General features: G+C 49.2%; 17 protein-coding genes. 12 read left to right on the top strand and 5 right to left on the bottom strand.

What is annotated here, in order from left to right:
* Nucleotides 1-48 precede the first annotated feature (48 nt).
* On the top strand, nucleotides 49-891 hold the full coding sequence (locus DI392_RS15460) for a tetratricopeptide repeat protein (protein ID WP_109320591.1): 843 nt from the start codon (nucleotides 49-51) through the stop codon (nucleotides 889-891).
* A gap of 474 nt (nucleotides 892-1,365) precedes the next feature.
* Here the strand turns inward: DI392_RS15460 and DI392_RS15450 are convergent, their stop codons facing one another.
* Nucleotides 1,366-2,274 (bottom strand): LysR substrate-binding domain-containing protein, encoded by a 909-nt coding sequence (locus DI392_RS15450; RefSeq protein ID WP_109320589.1) that lies wholly within the window; start codon nucleotides 2,272-2,274, stop codon nucleotides 1,366-1,368.
* A 92-nt stretch (nucleotides 2,275-2,366) separates the two neighbouring features.
* Here DI392_RS15450 and DI392_RS15445 point away from each other — a divergent pair, with 92 nt between their 5' ends.
* A complete protein-coding gene (locus DI392_RS15445) occupies nucleotides 2,367-3,290 on the top strand; it encodes a DMT family transporter (protein ID WP_245884096.1) in 924 nt (307 codons plus the stop codon).
* 6 nt (nucleotides 3,291-3,296) lie between these two features.
* On the opposite strand, the gene DI392_RS15440 is transcribed toward DI392_RS15445, so the two are convergent.
* On the bottom strand, nucleotides 3,297-6,176 hold the full coding sequence (locus DI392_RS15440) for an HD domain-containing phosphohydrolase (RefSeq protein WP_109320588.1): 2,880 nt from the start codon (nucleotides 6,174-6,176) through the stop codon (nucleotides 3,297-3,299).
* A 160-nt stretch (nucleotides 6,177-6,336) separates the two neighbouring features.
* Between DI392_RS15440 and DI392_RS15435 the strand changes: the two genes are divergently transcribed.
* Complete coding sequence (locus DI392_RS15435) at nucleotides 6,337-7,080, top strand: phosphatase (RefSeq protein ID WP_109320587.1); 744 nt, start codon at nucleotides 6,337-6,339, stop codon at nucleotides 7,078-7,080.
* Here DI392_RS15435 and DI392_RS15430 read toward each other — a convergent pair.
* Nucleotides 7,077-8,003, bottom strand: a complete 927-nt coding sequence (locus DI392_RS15430) for a LysR family transcriptional regulator (RefSeq protein WP_109320586.1) — start codon at nucleotides 8,001-8,003, stop codon at nucleotides 7,077-7,079. The two genes, DI392_RS15435 and DI392_RS15430, sit on opposite strands and share 4 nt — an antisense overlap.
* Nucleotides 8,004-8,131: 128 nt before the next feature.
* Between DI392_RS15430 and DI392_RS15425 the strand changes: the two genes are divergently transcribed.
* The 4 genes from DI392_RS15425 (at nucleotide 8,132) to tdh (ending at nucleotide 12,611) form a co-directional block, all read left to right on the top strand.
* Nucleotides 8,132-8,797, top strand: coding sequence for a potassium channel family protein (locus DI392_RS15425; RefSeq protein ID WP_109320585.1), 666 nt, complete (start codon nucleotides 8,132-8,134; stop codon nucleotides 8,795-8,797).
* Nucleotides 8,794-10,155: a TrkH family potassium uptake protein gene (locus DI392_RS15420; protein WP_109320584.1), complete on the top strand. Its 1,362-nt coding sequence runs from the start codon at nucleotides 8,794-8,796 to the stop codon at nucleotides 10,153-10,155. The genes DI392_RS15425 and DI392_RS15420 overlap by 4 nt, the downstream gene beginning before the upstream one ends.
* A gap of 228 nt (nucleotides 10,156-10,383) precedes the next feature.
* The gene (locus DI392_RS15415) at nucleotides 10,384-11,577 is read left to right on the top strand and encodes a glycine C-acetyltransferase (protein WP_109320583.1); all 1,194 of its coding nucleotides are present in this window, start codon (nucleotides 10,384-10,386) and stop codon (nucleotides 11,575-11,577) included.
* A complete protein-coding gene (gene tdh, locus DI392_RS15410) occupies nucleotides 11,577-12,611 on the top strand; it encodes an L-threonine 3-dehydrogenase (RefSeq protein WP_109320582.1) in 1,035 nt (344 codons plus the stop codon). Before DI392_RS15415 ends, tdh begins: the two co-directional genes overlap by 1 nt.
* A 155-nt stretch (nucleotides 12,612-12,766) precedes the next feature.
* Here tdh and DI392_RS15405 read toward each other — a convergent pair whose 3' ends face one another.
* Together DI392_RS15405 and DI392_RS19805 are read right to left on the bottom strand one after the other, a co-directional pair.
* On the bottom strand, nucleotides 12,767-13,801 hold the full coding sequence (locus tag DI392_RS15405) for an alpha-L-fucosidase (protein WP_245884094.1): 1,035 nt from the start codon (nucleotides 13,799-13,801) through the stop codon (nucleotides 12,767-12,769).
* A 7-nt stretch (nucleotides 13,802-13,808) separates the two neighbouring features.
* A complete protein-coding gene (locus DI392_RS19805; protein ID WP_245884092.1) occupies nucleotides 13,809-14,138 on the bottom strand; it encodes an alpha-L-fucosidase in 330 nt (109 codons plus the stop codon).
* A gap of 332 nt (nucleotides 14,139-14,470) precedes the next feature.
* Here DI392_RS19805 and DI392_RS15400 point away from each other — a divergent pair, with 332 nt between their 5' ends.
* From DI392_RS15400 to fucU, 5 genes are all read left to right on the top strand, one after another.
* Nucleotides 14,471-15,223, top strand: a complete 753-nt coding sequence (locus DI392_RS15400; protein WP_109320581.1) for a DeoR/GlpR family DNA-binding transcription regulator — start codon at nucleotides 14,471-14,473, stop codon at nucleotides 15,221-15,223.
* Between the two features lie 49 nt (nucleotides 15,224-15,272).
* Complete coding sequence (fucI, locus tag DI392_RS15395) at nucleotides 15,273-17,036, top strand: L-fucose isomerase (RefSeq protein ID WP_109320681.1); 1,764 nt, start codon at nucleotides 15,273-15,275, stop codon at nucleotides 17,034-17,036.
* Between the two features lie 147 nt (nucleotides 17,037-17,183).
* Complete coding sequence (gene fucK, locus DI392_RS15390; protein WP_109320580.1) at nucleotides 17,184-18,626, top strand: L-fuculokinase; 1,443 nt, start codon at nucleotides 17,184-17,186, stop codon at nucleotides 18,624-18,626.
* Between the two features lie 65 nt (nucleotides 18,627-18,691).
* Entirely contained in the window at nucleotides 18,692-19,723 is a 1,032-nt protein-coding gene (locus DI392_RS15385; RefSeq protein ID WP_109320579.1) for a glycoside hydrolase family protein, read from the top strand.
* A gap of 7 nt (nucleotides 19,724-19,730) precedes the next feature.
* Nucleotides 19,731-20,165, top strand: coding sequence for an L-fucose mutarotase (gene fucU / locus DI392_RS15380; protein WP_109320578.1), 435 nt, complete (start codon nucleotides 19,731-19,733; stop codon nucleotides 20,163-20,165).

Raw genomic sequence — 20,165 nt, 5'->3', positions numbered from 1 at the left:
GTTATATGTAGATATGTTTCAAGCATCCAAATTAACCGGATTATTATTATGGTAAAACACCTGATTTTGGTATTACTGACAGCACTGTTTTCTTTTTCGTCCTTTGCTGCAGAGAAGTATTCTGATAGTGAGCTGTTAGATCGGCCTCTGGTGGAGCGTTATATTCTTGATGAGCTAAAGTCAATCAGGCAAGAGCAACAGGATCTGGAGCGTCGGGTCATTATTCAGATAACCGATCGTGAGCTGACGGTGGCTGATAAATCAATGAACTATGCGAACGTCACCGTGACCTATTTCTTTTATATTATTGCTGGTGTGGCTTCTCTGGTGGCCCTGATCGGTTGGCAGTCTCTGAAAGAGATCAAACAAAATACCAAAGAGATGGCCAACAAACGTCTGGAACAAATCACTAAGGATTATGAGAAAAAATTCCTGGCTCTGGAACGGGACCTTAAACGTAAAACTCGGATCATTTCGGAAAATAACCGGGAAATTGAAATCATTAATGAAGTCCACAATCTGTGGTTAAGGGCTCAGAACGCTCAGACAGCAGAGCAAAAAATCGAGATCATTGATGAAATACTGAAAATTCGTCCGGGTGACTTAGAGGCATTGACCTATAAAGCGGATGCGGCCATGGAAATTAAGGAATATCACTGGGCGATGAGTTTGTGTAATCGGGTTTTGGAAGTGGATGATTCGAACTCTCATGCGCTGTATCAGAGAGCTTGTGCTTATGCCCGACTGGGAGCGGAAGAGCAGGCGATCTATGACTTGCAAAGATCCATTGAGGCCAGTGCCTCCAACCGGGATCTTGCGGCAGAAGAAACGGACTTTGAAATGCTGAGAGGTAACCCTAAATTTGAGTCTCTGATCGAGACCGCGGAATAACCTGATCTCACTTCCGTACCAGCCATCCTTTACTGGCTGGTATTCGACCTGTTGCTATCGCTCAGACGAGCTCGGGCTCTGCATTGAGAAAAATTTTATAGGCGTTATTTTCACAACACGGACAGTCGGGCAATACATAATCTGCCCTGATACCTACCACAGCAAAATTACAGTGGGTACATAAATAAACGCCGATACCTTTTTGCTCGCCAGACTGACATTTCTTTTCAGTTTTCTGATTATCCATATTTTTTCCGTTAGCCAGGTTAAATTATCTATATGGCTCTTTTCGTCTTACCCTTGAGAAGGTAATGCTGATTTTTCGGATATTTTGTAGGATATATGTTAATCAATCAACGATAAGATGAATCATTTGTTGGGTGAATATCACAATGTGAGTGGGGCAAATCATTTTGTTTCAAATTACCATGGGGCATGTCACGGTTTTCTTATTGGCTCACGTGTATGACCAGGTCAGTCAGAAGACATGGTGTTTTTAAATTCTTCCCTAAGCCAGGAGCGAAGAGTCAGAACGCTATCCTGTCGAAGTTTTTCCGGTTGGCAGGCAAAATAGAAGTCCTGATGAGGGTTTTTTACCGGATCGCCGATCTCTATTAGCAGGCCGTGCTTAATATCATCCCGAACAAATAACCGGTGGGTGACCAGTATGCCGAGCTTCCTTATGGCAGCCTGCACAGCCTGAATGGAGGCGATAAAGCTGAGGTTTCTTCTCTGGCGGGGTACAGGAAACTGGTTTGTCTGACACCAGGTTTTCCAGTCATGTTTGCGTCGCAGGTTTTCGGCATAAATGGCGGGGTAACGTTTTATCAGATCGTCAGGTGAAGGCTGGTTATCTTCGTCCAGTAAGTCAGGGCTGCAGACGAGTACCAGCTCATCGTCACCCAGTTTTTCACAGTAATAGTCCTGCCATTCTTCGGTTTTTCCATGGATGATAGCCACATCCACGCCTTCCTGATCAAGATCAAAAGGGCCTATCAGATTAGATAGCCGGACGTCGATATCAGGTGCGTATTGCTGAAACTCTCCCACCTTAGGAACCCACCAGTGTATGGCCAGTGAGTTGACCATGTTTAGCATAATACGGTTTGAATTAGGCGGGTTGATGATGGCTTCAGTGGCGTTAACGATCTTTTCCAGTGCCGGTGCTACCTCTTTATAGTACTTTTTCCCCTGCGGGTTAAGCTTCACCTGTCTGCCCACCCTTTGAAAGAGTGGCTGCTTAAGTTGTGCCTCCAGGCTTTTTATTGACTGACTGATAGCCGAGTGACTGACATTTAACGCTTTTGCTGCTTCAGTCATACTGCCTGTTTCTGCTACCGCGACAAATGCATAGATAGATTTTAGCGGAAGTATCTTTCTCATCTGTAAGTTTTTCTAATAAGTTTTGTTAATAATATTCGTTTTTTTACTTTCTGTCACTGGCTTATTATTAGCCAGGTCAACAGGAGAATGAAATGCTGCTAAATAATCGTGCCGTACTATATATGCTTACATCGACTTTCAGTCTGTCTCTGACCGGACTGTTTGCCAAGCAACTGACCGGAACAATGAGCGTTGGGCTTTTGAGTTTTTTACGCTTTCTTATTCCTGCTGTGTTGCTTTTGGCTATCGTTTGGGCATCAAAGCTGACTTTACCTCCGAGGTCACTATTGAAGCCGATCATTATCCGGGCGCTGTGTATTGCAGGGTGTCAGATCTGTTTTTTAATCTCTCTGGAGACCTTGTCACTGGTCGAAAGTGTGGTGCTGTTCGCGACCGGGCCACTGTTTATTCCGGTGCTGGAAAAGCTGTTTTTTAAAGTCGATATCCAGGCTGAAACTAAGTTCGGACTGGCGGCGACTTTTATTGGTGTGATGCTGCTGGCCGGTGATGTTTCCGGCATTCAGGTAAAGCCTGAACTATTGTGGGGACTGGCAGCCGGTATGCTTAACGCGGGTTCGCAGGTGAGCTTGTTTCGTGCCAGCAAAGGGGACATGAAACCAGCGGCGCTGAACGGATGGACATTCTTATTTGCGGCACTGAGCATACTGCCGCTGCTGAGTGTGCAGGGTATTTCTGAACTGGACTGGTTGTTTTTAACTCAACCGGTGGAGCAGGCCTGGATATGGGTATGGCTGGTGGTTTTTTCAGTATTGATTGTTTTTAATCAGATTTTCCGTTCAATGGCGTACAAGCTGGCAGAAAGTAACTCGCAGGTCGCACCGCTGATTTTTACCAATCTGCTGTTTACCGCCGTATGGCAGATGCTGTTTTTTGATGAAAGTTTTTCTAACTATCAGGTCATGGGAATTGCGCTGATAATTACCGCCAGCCTGATGAACAGTTTTGCAGCCAAGCTGATAAAATTGGTCTTTCATAGTAAAGCCCAGAGCATATAGGGTGCCCTAGATATAATCAGAAAGGTGATTTTTCACCTTTCTGATATAGCTGTCCCTTTCATCTTCGTTTACGGATTGCTGCTCCTTACAAAGAAATTGTTTCGCATAATCTTTGTCTATTTCATGCTCCAGAAACAGCAGGTAAAGCTCGGGGTCGATATGACCGCTGGTGGCCATATCGGTCATAATGGCGAGAGCTCCCCCCAGAGAGTGGGCTTTTTTATAGGGCCGGTCGCTGGAAGTCAGAGCTTCAAATACATCTGCAATGGCCATCACCCGCTCCTGAACAGACAATGATTCTTTGTCCAGCCCTCTTGGATAACCTTTACCGTCCATTCTTTCATGGTGGTTGCCCGCGATATCCGGCACATTTTTCAGGTGTTCCGGATAGGGCAGACACTGCAGCATATTAATGGTCTGAACGATATGGTTGTTAATCATAAATCGCTCTTCCTTGGTCAGAGTACCGTTCGGGATCATCAAGTTATGCAGCTCGCCCCGGTTATACTGTACGGGGCCTGGTTTAAGGTTAAAGCTGTCATTCCAGTTACTGGTTGGGTTGATGCTTGCTTCCCAGGGGACCATATGGGCGTCTTTATCGGCTAAAAGAGGTTCTTTTGCCGGAAGGTCTGGAGGCGTCGTATCGTATTGTTTCTCGAGCCATGAAGTGCCAATTCTGTTGTCCAGTGTGCGGATCCAGGTGCGTTCTGCAATTTTTAGCAACCGTTGTTTATCTTCTTCACTAACAGGATTATCACCTTTGTTGCATCGTGCAACAAAGGTGAACTCTTCATCCAAAGTACTGAATTCGGTTTGCAGTTCGTTAAGCAGGGTGGTTTTATCGCCACCTTCACAGATTTCTTTCCAGCAACGCACTTCTTTCTGCGCTTTCAAGACTTCGAACCGGGTACGGATTTCATGTATACGGTTATACAGGGTCTCCAGTTTGGTTGCTTTATCCACCACATATTCAGGGGTGGTTACTTTCCCGCAGTCGTGCATCCATGAGGCAAAACTGAGCTCTTCCCATTGCTGTTTGCTCATCGAGAACTCGGGGAAGTAACGCCTGTCTTTCTCGGCGATTTTTGTCAGTTCTTCGGCGATAAAAGGTACTCGCTGGCAGTGCAGACCGGTATAGGGTGACTTGGTATCAATAGCTGATGCAATCAGTTCAATAAAAGACTTAAGCATCTGCTTTTGTTTGTGCATCTGATCGATATTGTCTTTGGAAATGCCGGCAAATCCGAGTAGTTCCTGTAAGAAAGCGTGTTTGTCTTTCTGGCTGGCCTCAATCGGGCGCTCATAACCTAATGCCAGAATACCGACCAGCTCTTCGTTTCTGTTAAGCAGAGGAAACAGGTACAGGTCTGTGTTATAGAAAATGTCCTGGTACTTTTTAATGGCGTTGTCACTTTTATTGATGCGGGCAATATTACCCTTCGTGAGTGTTGAGCGTAACCAGGGGGTATCATTGATCAGGTCATTGATGTCTATTTTCAGCGGAATAATGGCATGATTAGCGACCACAGAGAATTGCTCATCGGTATCATCCAGCATATACAGCATGATGGTCTCTGCATGAGTGATCAGGTAACTCTGTTTGGCGATGGTCTTAGCCAGATCAGTAAATTCATGATTACGTGCGGTTTCCCTTAATAGTCCCAGCAGGTCATGCAGCGTATGTTCCATAAGCTGAATAGAGTGGGTGAGGCTGTTGACCTCTTTAATCATGCTGCGAGGGTAGCGGGTTTTTTTAAAATTAAAATTACGAATGTTCTCTGTCAGTTCACTCAGGGTATTGAGAGGTAGGGTGACTCTGGCACTGATTTGCCATATGAGAATAAGGCAGATAAACAGAAGCGCAAACCCTGCTGCGATCTGATAGTTTCTCATGGTCATCAAATCACTGAGCAGGCTTGAGCTTGGGATGGCTTCTGCCAGAAATAGCCGGACATTACTGGCAAGGTTAATCGGTGTCAGGGTGACAGACCACGTTTCTCCTTCGTACTCTATCTCCTGATGAATGGCGTTACTGCTGTTACGGTTGAGAACGGTGGAAAATACAGAGTCAGTCATTGACTGGCGGACACTTTCGCTTCCTGAAGGTGTGTCCGGTGTTATCTGGTGTCCGGCAAGAAGCTGAAAACGCGAGTCAAAGAGAGCCAGTTTGGATTCACGGGTAAATGCCAGATCTTTAAGCAGCCCGGACAGGTTTTCTAACGTAAAATCAGCGGCGACCACGGTATTCCCGTCTGTACTCAGGCGGGAAAGAGTGATACCGGGAACTTTCAGATAATAGAACTGATAGGGGTTTGTCAGCCCAATCTTTCCTTCCCTGTCGGCGTTACGAAACCAAGGGCGCACACGTGGGTCGAAGCGGTTATCCGTTCCGGTGCGGGTTTCGGTAAGCATCAGGTCATGATCATAAAAAAGATAGTCATTCCGGCCCGCCATGCTGGTGTAATTAAGCATAATATTGGTGCTGGAAGGGGCCTCAAACTGTCTTTTGAGTAGTGGGGTTTTCAGAGGGCGGAACTGAGTGGATGTACCGTCAGAGGAACCATAGTAGAGAGCCGAAAGGTTTGGATTTTTGTCGAAGACCAGTTGAACCGATCTCAGCCAGCTGTGTGGATTGATATTAGTTGATTGCTGAGGCAGCTCCAGGGTAGCCATTACATCCAGAGTTGTAATGATAGGTGAGATTTCATTTTCAAAATAACGTTCAAGTTTAGAACTGTTTTCCTGACTGATATTTTGGGAAATTTTTGAAAACAGATGCTGTGAATATACATAACTGATAGCAATCAGTGTTCCTCCCAGAATGAGAACAAGCAGTATAAACAAGCTAGTAATGTGGATATTAAGGGAGTAGTTACGTTCAGCCATAGAAAATTCAGGTTATTAGCGTTGTAATAAGTATTGTCCAATTCGCCGGGGTTGCAAAACTCAGCAAATGTTTCGTATGGAGTATCAAAGATTCGCTGAAGAATTGCTCATAAATTGATACACTTGTCACAGAATGATACGCCCTAAGGAGCGAGGTTTTATGAAATTCGAGGTTGATACCCATACTCACACCTATGCCAGTGGCCATGCCTACAGTACTGTGATTGAAAATGCAAAGTCCGCGCATAAGCACGGGCTGAAACTGTTCTGTACAACCGACCATGCGTCGTCAATGCCCGGTGCGCCGCATTACTGGTTCTTTGTTAATCAGAAAGTGTTGTCACGTTTTCTTGAAGGCGTCGGCGTTATCCGGGGCATTGAAGCGAACATTCTGAATGCTAAAGGTGAACTTGATGTACATCCTCATGTGTACCCCAATAGTGATTGGGTCATCGCCAGCTTTCATGAGCCAGTGTATCCGCCGGTCGATAAAGCCACACACACTGAAACCCTGATGAACGTGATTAAAAGCGGTAATGCGGATGCATTGGGGCATCTGGGCAACCCGGCGTTTGATTTCGATTTTGAAAAAGTGATTACTTGTGCCAGAGATCATCATGTGGCGATTGAGATCAATAATAGCTCACTGAAAGGCTTTAGCCGTCAGGGGAGTAAAGAACGCTGCTATGAAATTGCAAGGATGGCAAAGGAGGTGGGTGCTTACATTACCACTGGAAGTGACAGTCATTTCTGTGAAACGATAGGTCAATTTGCTGAAACAGCAACTTTGCTGGACGCCGTAGGTGTTCCGGAAGAACAGGTTATTACCAGCTCCGCCCGCCGTTTCCTTGATTTTCTGGCGTTACGTGGTCGCGAGCCGATTCCTGAGTTTTCTGATTTCTAACTTGTCGGCTCGTTGACCCGGAAATGCTGCATGGCATAGTCGATAAACACCCGTAAGCGTGCAGGCATATACTGTGTCTGCGCGTATTGAAGAGCAATCACGCCCTGATAATTGCTCTTTATTGTCCAGTCATCGAGCACTCTTGTTACCTTTCCTGTGTTTATCGCTTCTTGCACTACAAAGTCCGGAAAGATCCCGATGCCAAGTCCGTTGATTACCCCATTCAAACGCATTTGTGAGTGGTTAACGGCATACCTTCCCGATACAGACACGCTGTGAAACTCATCATCTTTGAAAAAATCCCAGATATGATCGGTATCAGTCTCTGCCAGATAAAGGCAGTCGTGCCCGGCTAGCTGCTGGGGGTGGGAAGGCACGCCTCTGTGGTGCAGATAGCCAGGGCTGGCGCAGAGTAACAGGTTGGTTTTGGCAATTTCCCGAAATACCAGTTTTTCGTCAGGCTGGTCGGTCAGGCGAAACGCAACATCAATACCCTGTTTAAGCAGATCAATATCACCATCAGCTGCGCGCAGTTTAAGCTGGATTTTGGGGTACTGTTTAAGAAAGGGGATCACAAATGGCTGCAATACCACATTCAAAAAGGCCTCCGGAGCGGCGACAGTAATAGGGCCTGCAGGTTCGGCGTGGTCTGCACTGGATATATCAACGGCCTGATGGGCCGCATTAAGCATAATCACACACTGGTCATGAATTTTTCTTCCGGCCTCGGTAATGATCAGTTTACGTGTCGTTCTCTCAAATAATTTTACTTCCAGCGCCTTTTCAAGCCGGGTAATGGTTTTACTCAGTGCGGATGGCGTCACACTCAGTTTTTTTGCGGCACCGGTAAAACTTCCCTCCAGAACCACCGTATTGAAGTAAGCAAGATCCGGTAAAAGCGCTATTAATTTAGTAGAGAGCATAGGTTGAATTTGTGCTTAAGATTCATGAATGTTTTTCCGTGAGCGGAGGAGATTAACCGGATTTTAGAGAATAGTAAATAAGGCTAGCGCGTGTTTGAGTGCTGGCAGAATTCACATAAGGCAAGAAAATGAATATACGTGATAAACAGTTCGCTGTGATTGGGTTGGGCAGATTCGGGCTATCGGTATGTCAGGAACTGACGGATGAAGGTGCACAAGTGCTGGCTGTTGATGTAGACGAAGAAAAAGTGAAAGCAGCGATGAATTTTTCGACCCAGGCGATTGTTGCGAACTGTACTATTGAAGAGACCGTCTACGAACTGAAGCTAAAAGATTACGATATGGTCATGATTGCTATCGGGGAAGATATCAACGCTTCTATTCTGGCCACGTTAGTGGCGAAAGAGTCAGGGGCGAAATCCGTATGGGTTAAAGCAAATGATAAGTATCAGGTTAAAATCTTGCAGAAGCTTGGTGCCGATCACGTCATTATGCCTGAGCGGGATATGGGCATTCGTGTCGCGCGCAAAATGCTTGATCGGCGTGTACTGGAGTTTACGGAGTTGGGCAGCGGGTTAGCCATGACAGAAGTGGTCGCAGGATCAAGTATGATGGGAATGTCCATCGGCCAGATAGAGTTGTGTCAGGAAGAAGGCGTTCAGGTTCTCGGCTTCAAGCGCGGCCCGAATATGACAAAAGCACCGAGTATGGAAACCGTGCTGGAAATTGGCGATATGCTGATCGTGGCGGGTCCACAGCCGGTACTGACTAAGCAGCTGAAAACTTTATCATGACTTCTTCAAAACGCAGAGGCATATTTTATTCACTGGATAAAGAGAAAACCCATAAGAATGGTTCGGAGCCCAAGATCATTCTGTTCAGTTTTCTGTCTGTGTTATTGCCAGCCGCGGTATTGCTTACATCATCAGTATTTTCTATCACCGGTCTGAGCTTTACCGATGCCCTGTTTACTGCGACATCGGCCATCAGCGTTACCGGACTTGGTGTCGTTGATACGGCCACACATTTTACAATCGAGGGTAAGGTTTTGTTGATGCTGCTGATGCAAATCGGCGGTTTAGGACAAATGACACTTTCAGCGGTACTGTTGTATATGTTTGGTGTCCGCCTGAGCCTGCAGCAGCAGGCACTTGCCAAAGATGCCTTAGGGCAGGACCGGGCCGTTAACCTGCAAAGTCTGGTTAAACGTATCGTCATTTTTGCTCTGTTAGCGGAAAGCATTGGCTGGGCTGTGTTGTCGCTGCGCTGGGTACCGGAAATGGGCTGGGGGCAGGGGCTGTTTTATGCGCTTTTTCACTCAATCTCTGCGTTCAATAACGCTGGTTTTTCTCTCTTTTCTGACAGTCTAGTTGGCTATACCGGTGATCCCATGATCATCCTGACGCTGGCTGGATTGTTTATTTTCGGGGGATTAGGCTTTACCGTCGTCGGCGATGTATGGAATCACTGGCGTTCAGGCTGGCGTTGTTTCAGCCTTCATTCCAAAATTATGCTGGTAGCGACCCCCGTGTTATTGCTTATGGGGACGCTGCTGTTCTGGGCTCTGGAGCGGAATCATACCATGCAGGGCCTCAATATCTGGGAAAAGTGGATGGCCGCTTTTTTTCAGTCCGCGACGGCACGAACGGCCGGGTTTAACAGCATTGACGTTGCTCACCTTACTCAGCCATCAATGTTGTTGATGATCATTCTGATGTTGATTGGCGCGGGTTCAACCTCGACCGGAGGGGGAATCAAAGTCTCGACATTCACGGTAGCGTTTGTCGCAACCTGGGCATTTTTGCGACAGAAAAATCATGTAGTGATGTTTCACAGGACGGTCAACTGGCCTACAGTAACTAAAGCACTAGCCATCATCGTGGTGAGTGGTGTGCTGCTGATATTGGCGATGTTTTTGTTGATGGTGACCGAAAATGCTAGCTTCGAGCGTGTGGTATTTGAAACCATCTCCGCGTTTGCAACGGTTGGACTCAGTACCGGATTAAGTGCAGAGCTGTCTGAACCGGGTAAGTACATCATGATTGTGGTCATGATCATCGGTCGTATCGGGCCGTTGACGCTGGCTTATATGCTTGCCCGGCCAGAGGCTACGTTGCTGAAATATCCGGAAGACAGTGTTCTGACGGGTTAAGATACATTACCGGTCGTATTTGATGGTTCCTGAACGCTTTAATGGATATTAACTAATTGATATATATCATTTATTCCTTGATAGAACAGATGTTTTTCCTGGCAAGGGGATAATAGTTCTTGTAGGAATGAATTAAAATGCGTTTACACTGTAAATATTCGACAATGCAATAGAAATATTAGCATAACAATATGTTTTTAATAATAAATTTCATTAAGGGTGGGATGTATGGCATCTGCATTTTATGACCAGATCAAGCAGCAGTTGGAAGAGGTAAAAGCTGAGGGTTTGTATAAGTCTGAACGTGTAATCACTTCTGCACAGCAAGCGGCAGTATGGGTTGCATCCGGACAAGAGGTTCTGAACTTTTGTGCAAACAACTATCTTGGGTTGGCCAATCATCCTGCCTTAATTGAAGCGGCAAAAGCCGGCATGGATGAACATGGTTTTGGTATGGCCTCCGTGCGCTTTATCTGCGGTACTCAGGATGCTCATAAAACGCTTGAGAAGAAGCTGTCTGATTTCCTCGGCATGGAGGATACCATTCTGTATTCATCCTGTTTTGATGCCAACACCGGCTTGTTTGAGACCATTCTGGGAAAAGAGGATGCGATTATCTCTGATGCCCTGAACCATGCTTCCATCATTGACGGTGTTCGTCTGTGTAAAGCGATGCGTTACCGCTATGCCAACAATGATATGCAGGAACTGGAACAGCAGTTAAAAGCCGCCGATGAAGCTGGAGCACGACATAAACTGATCGTCACCGATGGTGTCTTCTCTATGGATGGGGTGGTAGCTAACTTGCCTGCGATCTGTGACTTGGCGGATAAATACGACGCTTTGGTGATGGTGGACGATTCTCACGCTGTGGGTTTTATGGGGAAACACGGCCGTGGTACCCATGAGTATCACGATGTGATCGATCGTATCGATATTATTACCGGCACATTGGGCAAAGCAATGGGCGGCGCGTCCGGCGGTTACACGGCGGGTAAAAAAGAAGTCATCGACTGGCTGCGTCAGCGTTCACGCCCTTATCTGTTCTCTAACTCTCTGGCACCAGCGATTGTCGCGGCGTCAATCCGGGTTATTGATCTTCTGGCCGAAAGTGATGCTCTGCGGGAACACCTTTGGGACAACGCGGCTCATTTCCGTACGCGCATGCAGGAGGTGGGTTTTACGCTGGCTGGTGCTGACCATGCGATCATTCCTATTATGCTGGGCGATGCGAAAGTGGCTGCCGAGTTTGCAGAGCGGGCGCTGGCAAAAGGCATTTATGTTATCGGCTTTTCTTTCCCGGTTGTGCCTAAGGGGCAGGCGCGTATTCGCACGCAGATGTCGGCGGCGCATAGCCGTGAGCAACTGGACAGAGCCATTGATGTCTTTATTGAAAGCGGTAAAGAGATGGGAATTATCTGATGAAAGTAAAAGCCTTATCCAAACTGAGAGCCGAGCAGGGCATCTGGATGACCGAGGTTGAAAAACCGGAGATGGGTCATAACGATATTCTGATCAGAATTAAGAAGACTGCCATCTGTGGGACCGATATTCATATCTACAACTGGGACCAGTGGGCACAGGAAACCATTCCGGTGCCTATGGTGGTAGGCCATGAATATGTGGGCGAGGTTGTCGGTATCGGTCAGGAAGTTCGCGGATTCAGTATTGGTGACCGTGTCTCGGGGGAAGGACATATTACCTGTGGTCATTGCCGGAACTGTCGTGGTGGCCGGACTCATCTATGTCGTAATACGGTCGGAGTCGGTGTAAACCGCACCGGTGCTTTCTGTGAGTATCTGGTGATCCCGGCTTATAACGCTTTTAAGATTCCGGATGAAATTTCGGACGATCTGGCGGCCATTTTCGACCCGTTCGGTAATGCAGTACATACTGCGCTTTCATTTGATCTGGTTGGTGAAGATGTGCTGATCACCGGGGCGGGGCCTATCGGTATTATGGCCGCTGCTGTTGCCCGTCATGTCGGAGCCCGGCATGTGGTGATCACTGATGTGAACGAGTATCGTCTGGAGCTTGCTCGTAAAATGGGTGTTACCCGCGCCGTGAATGTGGCGGAGCAGTCTATTGAACAGGTGATGGAAGAGCTGAATATGACAGAAGGCTTTGATGTCGGTATGGAAATGTCCGGTGTGCCGTCAGCCTTCAATAGCATGCTGAAAGCGATGAACCACGGTGGCCGTATTGCCCTTCTTGGTATTCCGCCTACGGATATGGGGATCGACTGGAATCAGGTAATTTTCAAAGGACTCATCATCAAAGGCATCTATGGCCGCGAAATGTTCGAAACCTGGTACAAGATGGCGTCGCTCATCCAATCCGGCTTAGATTTGACACCGGTTATCACTCATCACTTCGATATTGAGCACTTCCAGAAAGGCTTCGATACCATGCGTAGCGGATCGTCAGGGAAAGTCATACTGAACTGGGAGTCGTGATCGGAGTGATCTAAACAGGATCTCTTCTGGACCTCGAACCTCGGTTAAATCACAGTAAAACGGACGATAAGAATGACGCTGCTTACCTTTTCATTAGCATAAACATAAGCAGCGTCATAAGAGTCACCTTATCGGGTTATCAACAAACTCCAGGCTCAGGCCAAGCGGGTGCCCAACTGCAGATATTCAAGATTAATGTAATCCTGACCATATTTTTCAGACTGATCAATAGCCAGCGGCAACTCGCTGATCTCCAGTGTATATTCACCGGCTTGGGGAAAATACAGCTCGCCTAAGCGACTGTGTACGTTTTTCCAGGGCACCTGAGCATCGTTGGCGTCTGTTTTGTCGAGGTTTAGCTCAAACTCCCAACTCTGATCCGCATAACTTATGCGCCCGGTTTTACCGTGGTGCACCCACAGAGGATCTTTATGATGCATGGTTTCCAGCGAAACCAGATCTAAGGCGAACCGGCCTGGACGCTGGATCTGGAAGGTCCAGCGGTAATTGAGTTTTTCAGGATCAAAGTGAGCGATATTGAGCGTATCCAGGCGCACTTTGGCCAGGCGGTCCTGATGTACGACAGGATTGATGTCCAGCTCACCTTCATACTCCAGCTCGATCACCAGAGGCATCCGATCATAATTGTGCCCGAGTTGCAGGTTGAGGGTGCTGGCCGTGATGCCCGTATCCGTATGTGTTTTCTGCAAACAGGAAACATGCCCACTGATTTGATTATCGAGCAATCGCACCTGTTTGATTCGATTGTTGAGGCTGTGTAAGCAGATAACGTTTTGCTCAGGCTGACGCTGCACATGCAGGTACAGCTTATTTGTGTCTGGTTTATGCGTTACCACTCCCCAGTTGAAGCCGGTTTGCAGGGGGGTAGCTTCCGTATCGATCACTGCTTCCTGATTCACCTGCATCCATTGGCCTATCTCAGCAAGTAACCGCACAAGGGGCTGTGGAATACGCCCGTTATGATCCAGGGTTATATTGAGCAGAAAGTTCCCGCCCCGGCTGACCACTGAACACAACTGGTTAATCAGATCCTTACTGGACTTGGTATTGTTGTCGTTTCGGCTATAACCCCAGTTGTCATTACTGGTAGCAATACCTTCCCTGTAATACGGCTTGATATAAAGTGGCTCCATGTAGTTGTCGTGGCCGGTTTTGATATCCCAGTCCAACTGGTACTCACATTCCGGCTGCTTTGGCCAATGCCGTTACCTGGTCGGCATCAAACTCGGCAGGGTTAAAGCCAGCGGTATACCCTTTATAATCATGCATAGGAATACGGGCAAAGTGAGGCAGCCACTCGCTAATGATGTCGCAGTATTGCCCCTGATAATATCCGGCCAGATCCCGGTGGCAATAAAGTCCCCAGTGGATAAACATACCAAAGGTATTTTGTTTCCAGCGGTTCAGCCCCTGCTTACTGACGCCAGTAAAGGCACTGCGATTATCCGGTTGGCCAGTAGTCTGGCTGCTTGTTCCTGTCAGCTCACCAGCTGTGGGCTTGGTCATGATACACCTGTCTATTATTATGAAATACCTTTTCATAATAATTAGTTTGTCTGGCCCAACAGAGTCAGATGCAGTTAGATGCGAGCTTTCTCACGCTATCTTTGGGTCATTTATGTAAATACGGTCTTATCTAATGCAGGTTCATGCCCGTTTTAATCTCGCTCTCCCCAAATCAGTCATTAACTCATTGTAATCCTTCAACCAAAATGCCCGCTTTACCCGGACTAGCGTGATATTAATCGCACAAACAGTTTGAACGTGTGCTGTGCTTACTATTTTCAACTTAACATCTATTTTATTGAAATGACGTTTCACTAAGTGATATTTAGAGCATGAACAACAGACAAAATCACATTGTTGAGCAAATCCGAAAGCAAGGTGAGGTTAAGGTTGAGGAGTTAGCCGACGAGTACAGTGTCTCTGTCGAGACCATACGCCGCGATCTGAATACATTAGCAAAACACAACCTGTTATGTCGTACCCATGGTGGTGCAGTCAGCCTGCAGACACGTGACATAGGCCAGACATTCTCCTCACGACAGAAGTTAAACGCGCAAGCTAAGCATGTGATGGCAAAACATGCACAGCACTACCTTATTGAGAGAAGCGTCATTGGAATGGATGCCAGCTCTACCTGTCTGCATGTCGCCCGACAGATGCCGGATATGGCCTGCACTTTGGTGACCAATTCCACTGGCATAATGCAGAGCGTTGCAACAAAAGAACAGGTGTCAGTCATTGTGACCGGAGGCAGTTTTTCCGTCAAATACTCTGCCTTTCACGGACCCATTGCCGAACAGGCGTTGTCCCGCCTGAATCTGGATGTGGTTTTACTGTCCTGTTGTGGGGTCGATGAAAACGGAGCCGTCTGGGAGTCTAACGAACTGAATGCCTCTATCAAGCGTCGCATGCTGGGTTGTGCGGCTCAGGTTGTACTGCTTGCCGATGCAAGCAAAATAGGCAAGAAGGGGCTGATCAAGATTTGTGATGCCACAGAGATAGATATCTTTATTAGTGATAGCCCGGTAAACAGTAAGTTACGGCAGTACCTTAAGAAAAACCGGGTTTTGGTTATTGATGGATAAGCCAACTGATATGAAACAAACAACGAAAGCAGAAATAAGAAGAGATAGAATGAAACCGACTACACCTAATGTAAAAATCGGCATTCGCCCGACTATCGATGGACGACGTGAAGGGGTGCGGGAATCCCTTGAAGAGCAAACCATGAATATGGCGCGTAGCGTCGCTGAGCTGCTGAGCGCCGAGCTGCACCACTTCGACGGCAACGCCGTGGAATGCGTGATTGCCGATACAACCATCGGCGGGGTAACTGAAGCCGCGCAGTGCGCCGACAAGTTCAAGCGTGAGAATGTAGGCCTGACTATCACTGTAACCCCATGCTGGTGCTATGGGTCGGAAACCATCGATATGGATCCGCATATGCCGAAGGCGATCTGGGGCTTTAACGGCACCGAACGGCCCGGTGCCGTCTATCTGGCGGCGGCATTGGCCGGTCATAACCAGATGGGGCTGCCGGCTTTCTCTATCTATGGCGAAGAGGTTCAGGAGGCCGATGATACGTCCATCCCGGCAGACGTGACTGAAAAACTTCTACGCTTTGCTCGTGCTGGTCTGGCCGTTGCCACCATGCGTGGTAAGTCCTACCTGTCTATCGGTTCCGTTTCAATGGGCATCGCCGGTTCAATCATCGATCAGGCCTTTTTCCAGGATTATTTGGGCATGCGAAACGAATATGTCGATATGATGGAACTGCAACGCCGCCTCGACCTCGACATTTATGACAAAGAAGAGTACGAGCTGGCGCTGGGCTGGGTCAAGCAGTGGTGCCAGGAGGGTGAAGATACCAACCCGGCGGAGCAGCAACTGAGCGCGGCGGAGAAAGATAAGGTTTGGGAAACCGTAGTGAAGATGACCATTATCTGCCGTGATCTGATGGTGGGTAATGAACGCCTGGCCGAACTGGGTTTTATCGAAGAGGGGCAGGGCCACAACGCTATTCTGGCTGGCTTCCAGGGACAGCGTCACTGGAATGATCATCGTCCCAACGGTGACTTTATGGAAGCCATTCTTAACTCTAGTTTCGACTGGAACGGCATCCGAGCACCTCATCTGATGGCGACAGAAAACGATGCGCTGAACGGTGTTTCTATGTTGTTCGGTCACCTGATGAGCGGTCAGGCCCAGGTGTTCGCCGATGTGCGCACCTACTGGAGCCAGGATGCGGTCGAACGCGTCACCGGCTTCCGCCCCGAGTCTGGTTTTATCCACTTGGTCAACTCTGGCTCAGCGGCGCTGGATGGCACCGGTCAGCAGACGGACGACGAGGGTAACCCCGTGTTCAAGCCGCATTGGCAAATGACAGAAGACGATGCGCAGAACTGCCTGAACGCGACTCGTTGGCCGGCGGCGATCACTGAATATTTCCGTGGCAGCGGTTTTTCTTCGCAGTTTCTGACTAAGGGCGGCATGCCGTTTACCATGACTAGAGTTAACCTGGTGAAAGGGCTGGGACCGGTGCTGCAGATCGCCGAAGGCTGGTCGCTGGATCTGCCGGAAGAAGTGCATGACACCCTGAACAAGCGTACCAACGAAACCTGGCCGACCACCTGGTTTGTGCCACGCCTGACCGGCAAGGGGGCCTTTACCGATGTTTACAGCGTGATGGCCAACTGGGGTGCAAACCACGGCGTGATCAGCTATGGCCACGTGGGTGCCGACTTTATCGTGCTGGCCGCCATGCTGCGTATTCCGGTGTGCATGCATAACGTCGCAGAGCAGGATGTATTCCGTCCTAGCGCCTGGAACTCTTTCGGCATGGATAAGGAAGGTCAGGACTACCGTGCCTGCGCCAACTTCGGCCCTCTCTACCGCTAACCGGCATTGTAGGAGCGGCTTTCGCAACGATTAAGGCGAAGCCTTGCGGCAGCCTGCGGCTATCGCGGATAAATCCGCTCCTACAGATTAGACGCGCGCTCAAGGCGCGCCCTCAGCTCATTTCCCAGCAAGTAAGAAGGTAAGTTTATGAGCATAGTTTTGATCCTGGACTGCGGTGCCACCAACGTCCGGGCCATCGCCATCGACGAGCGGGGCGAGATCCTGGCCGGCCATCATATCGTCAACGAAACCAGAACGCAGCTTGGTTCGGCGGAGCAGCAGATCTGGGATATCGACCAGATCTGGGGCAAGCTGACCGAATGCAGTCAGGCAGTAACAGCCCAATTGAGCGGAAGGCAGGTTGACGGCGTCACAGTAACCACCTTTGGTGTGGATGGCGCTCCTTTCGATAGCGCCGGACGACAGCTCTACCCGGTTATTTCCTGGAAGTGCCCGCGCACCGAACCGGTGCTGCAGCGGCTCGGTGAATATCTGGATAAAGAATCTCTCTATCTGAACAATGGCATCGGCAGCTACAGCTTCAATACGCTGTTTAAGTTGCTTTGGCTCAAAGAGAACGAGCCGGATGTCTACCGCAAGATGGACAAGTTTGTCTTTATTTCCTCCATGCTCAATCAGAGGCTGACCAGTAACTGGAGCACGGATCTGACTATGGCCGGCACCTCCATGATGACTGACCTGATTGGGCAGGGATGGCATGCGTCTGTGCTTGATACCTTGGGTATCGATCAGAGACGTTTTCCTGAGTTTGTCGCCGCCGGAGAGCGCGTCGGCCAACTGCAGCCCCAAGCCGCAGAGCTGCTGGGACTGACCGCCGGCATCCCGGTGATCAGCGCCGGACACGACACCCAGTTTGCCTTGTTTGGCTCTGGCGCAGCGCTTAATCAGCCTGTGCTCAGCTCCGGCACCTGGGAGATCCTGATGGCTCGGGTCAACCAGGTCAGCATTACAGCCGGGCACAAGGCGCAAGGCGTCACCACCGAGTGGGACGCTTTGCATGGTCACTACAACCCGGGCATTCAATGGTTGGGATCGGGCGTGCTGGAATGGTTAAGCCGTCTGCTGTTTGCCGAGCTGGAGCAGGATCCCAAGCGTTATCAAAAGATGATTGCCGAAGGCAGCTCCGTCGCTCCCGGTTCTGGCGGCGTACGTTTCGCGGCACCGCTTACCTCCGGGCGAGGCCCGGATGCCGGTCTGATCGATGGTTTCTCCATTCAGACCACCCGCGGTCAGCTCTATCGTTCGGCGCTGGAGGCCACCGCACGGCAGACCAGGAATGCGCTTGCCATTCTCGAACAGTTGGGCGGCTTTGACACCGACAGTTTGCTGGTGGTGGGTGGCGGCAGCAAGAACGCTCTCTGGAACCAGATCCGCGCTGATATCACCGGCAAGCCGATTGATGTGGTGTCCGCCACCGAGACCACGGCGCTGGGCGCAGCCATGTTCGCTTTCAGCGGATTGGGAGTTTATGCCTCGCCGCAGCAGGCGCAGCAGAGCATGCGCCCGCAGGTGCAGCGCATCCTGCCGGGTGAGCAGCAGGCGGATTATCAAAGACTATATGCAGAGTAGGCGATGACACCGTTCAATCGTTATTAATTGGATTTGATTAAGAGGGCCGAAACCGGCTTGATGATATGACAAACAGTATTTTAGAGAGAATAGGCGAGCTGGACCCGGCTAGCGGCTTTTCTATGGATGATTATTGGGTATGGGGCAGCTCCGTAGTGAAAGGAGACGACGGCAAATACCATATGTTTGCTTCCCGCTGGAGCAAGAAAAAGCCGTTTTTCACCACCTGGATCACAGATAGTGAGATTGTGCATGCTGTGGCGGACAGTGCCGACGGTACTTATGTCTTCTCCGATGTCGCCCTGGGCAAGCGGGGCACCCAGTTTTGGGACGGGCAGTCGGCGCACAATCCCAAAATATTCCGCCATAAGGGGAAATATATTCTCTTTTATATGGGCTCTACCCACCCGTTTGAGCCTTTCCCGGACGGCGATGATGCCGACGTTACGGGTAAGCACTGTGTTGTGGCACGCAGCAACAAGAGAGTCGGCGTAGCGGTGGCCGACAGCCCCTACGGTCCCTGGCAAAGGTTTGACTGCCCAATTTTGCCGACCAAGCCAAACACCTTTTACAGCTTCCTGACCTCCAACCCGTCGCCGATCATTCACGACGACGGCAGTGTGCTGCTGATGTTTAAGGCCCGTGCCTATGATGGGGACATCCACGGCAGGATGACGATCGGCATCGCTAAGGCCGACCATTACTTGGGACCATACAGGGTCATCAGCTCTGAGCCGATCTTTGGCCCGGATAAGGTGGGTGAAATTGAAGATCCATCCATCTGGCTGGATAACGACGGCTATCACATGCTGGCGAAAGATATGGGCAGCTCGATTTGCGGTGAGCACCACGCGGGTATTTTGTGCCATTCAGACAATGGCCTCGACTGGCGTCTCGATGAAGATCCTCTGGCCTATTCCAAGACGGTGCAGTGGCGGGACGGCAGCGAGGGTGTTCTGGGGCAGATGGAAAGACCTTTCCCGTTGGTGGAGGATGGAGTGGTGACCACTCTGTTTTTTGCGGCGATGGACGGCCCCGGCGGCTTTAACAACGGTACAAGATCCTGGAATCAGGCTGTTCCCTTAAAGAAAAAGTGAGTAATAGATGTTAAAGGGTATTCATCCGGCGATCAGCCCCTCGCTTCTAGCCGCTTTGGCGGAAATGGGTCATGGCGACGAAATCTTATTGGCAGATGCGCACTTTCCTGCCCATTCCTTCTGCAGCAAGGTGATCCGCACAGATGGTGTGACGGTAGACACTCTTCTGGCGGGTATAGCACCGCTGTTTCAACTGGATCAATACGTTGAACAGCCTCTCGTGATGATGCAGGCCGTACCCGGGGATGCCTTGGATCCCCAGGTTGAGGAGCGTTATCTACAAGCACTGAATAGCGCAACGCAGGTAGAAACACATCACATAGAGCGAATGGAACGGTTCACTTTCTATGAACGCGTTAAGCAATGTTATGCCGCTGTACTCAGCGGAGAAACGGCCAAATACGGCAATATTATCATCAAAAAAGGCGTTACAGACGTTTAG

It is taken from the genome of Vibrio albus (assembly GCF_003144035.1).
Taxonomy (GTDB): Bacteria; Pseudomonadota; Gammaproteobacteria; order Enterobacterales; family Vibrionaceae; genus Vibrio; species Vibrio albus.
Note: the sequence above shows the minus strand (reverse complement) of the source record. Positions and strands in the feature narration are given on the sequence as shown.

Bases quoted from the DNA above. Each gene is read 5' to 3' on its own strand.
- DI392_RS15460 (WP_109320591.1), top strand. From the start codon at position 49: ATGGTAAAACACCTGATTTTGGTATTACTGACAGCACTGTTTTCTTTT.
- DI392_RS15450 (WP_109320589.1), bottom strand. From the start codon at position 2,274: ATGAGAAAGATACTTCCGCTAAAATCTATCTATGCATTTGTCGCGGTA.
- DI392_RS15445 (WP_245884096.1), top strand. From the start codon at position 2,367: ATGCTGCTAAATAATCGTGCCGTACTATATATGCTTACATCGACTTTC.
- DI392_RS15440 (WP_109320588.1), bottom strand. From the start codon at position 6,176: ATGGCTGAACGTAACTACTCCCTTAATATCCACATTACTAGCTTGTTT.
- DI392_RS15435 (WP_109320587.1), top strand. From the start codon at position 6,337: ATGAAATTCGAGGTTGATACCCATACTCACACCTATGCCAGTGGCCAT.
- DI392_RS15430 (WP_109320586.1), bottom strand. From the start codon at position 8,003: ATGCTCTCTACTAAATTAATAGCGCTTTTACCGGATCTTGCTTACTTC.
- DI392_RS15425 (WP_109320585.1), top strand. From the start codon at position 8,132: ATGAATATACGTGATAAACAGTTCGCTGTGATTGGGTTGGGCAGATTC.
- DI392_RS15420 (WP_109320584.1), top strand. From the start codon at position 8,794: ATGACTTCTTCAAAACGCAGAGGCATATTTTATTCACTGGATAAAGAG.
- DI392_RS15415 (WP_109320583.1), top strand. From the start codon at position 10,384: ATGGCATCTGCATTTTATGACCAGATCAAGCAGCAGTTGGAAGAGGTA.
- tdh (WP_109320582.1), top strand. From the start codon at position 11,577: ATGAAAGTAAAAGCCTTATCCAAACTGAGAGCCGAGCAGGGCATCTGG.
- DI392_RS19805 (WP_245884092.1), bottom strand. From the start codon at position 14,138: ATGACCAAGCCCACAGCTGGTGAGCTGACAGGAACAAGCAGCCAGACT.
- DI392_RS15400 (WP_109320581.1), top strand. From the start codon at position 14,471: ATGAACAACAGACAAAATCACATTGTTGAGCAAATCCGAAAGCAAGGT.
- fucI (WP_109320681.1), top strand. From the start codon at position 15,273: ATGAAACCGACTACACCTAATGTAAAAATCGGCATTCGCCCGACTATC.
- fucK (WP_109320580.1), top strand. From the start codon at position 17,184: ATGAGCATAGTTTTGATCCTGGACTGCGGTGCCACCAACGTCCGGGCC.
- DI392_RS15385 (WP_109320579.1), top strand. From the start codon at position 18,692: ATGACAAACAGTATTTTAGAGAGAATAGGCGAGCTGGACCCGGCTAGC.
- fucU (WP_109320578.1), top strand. From the start codon at position 19,731: ATGTTAAAGGGTATTCATCCGGCGATCAGCCCCTCGCTTCTAGCCGCT.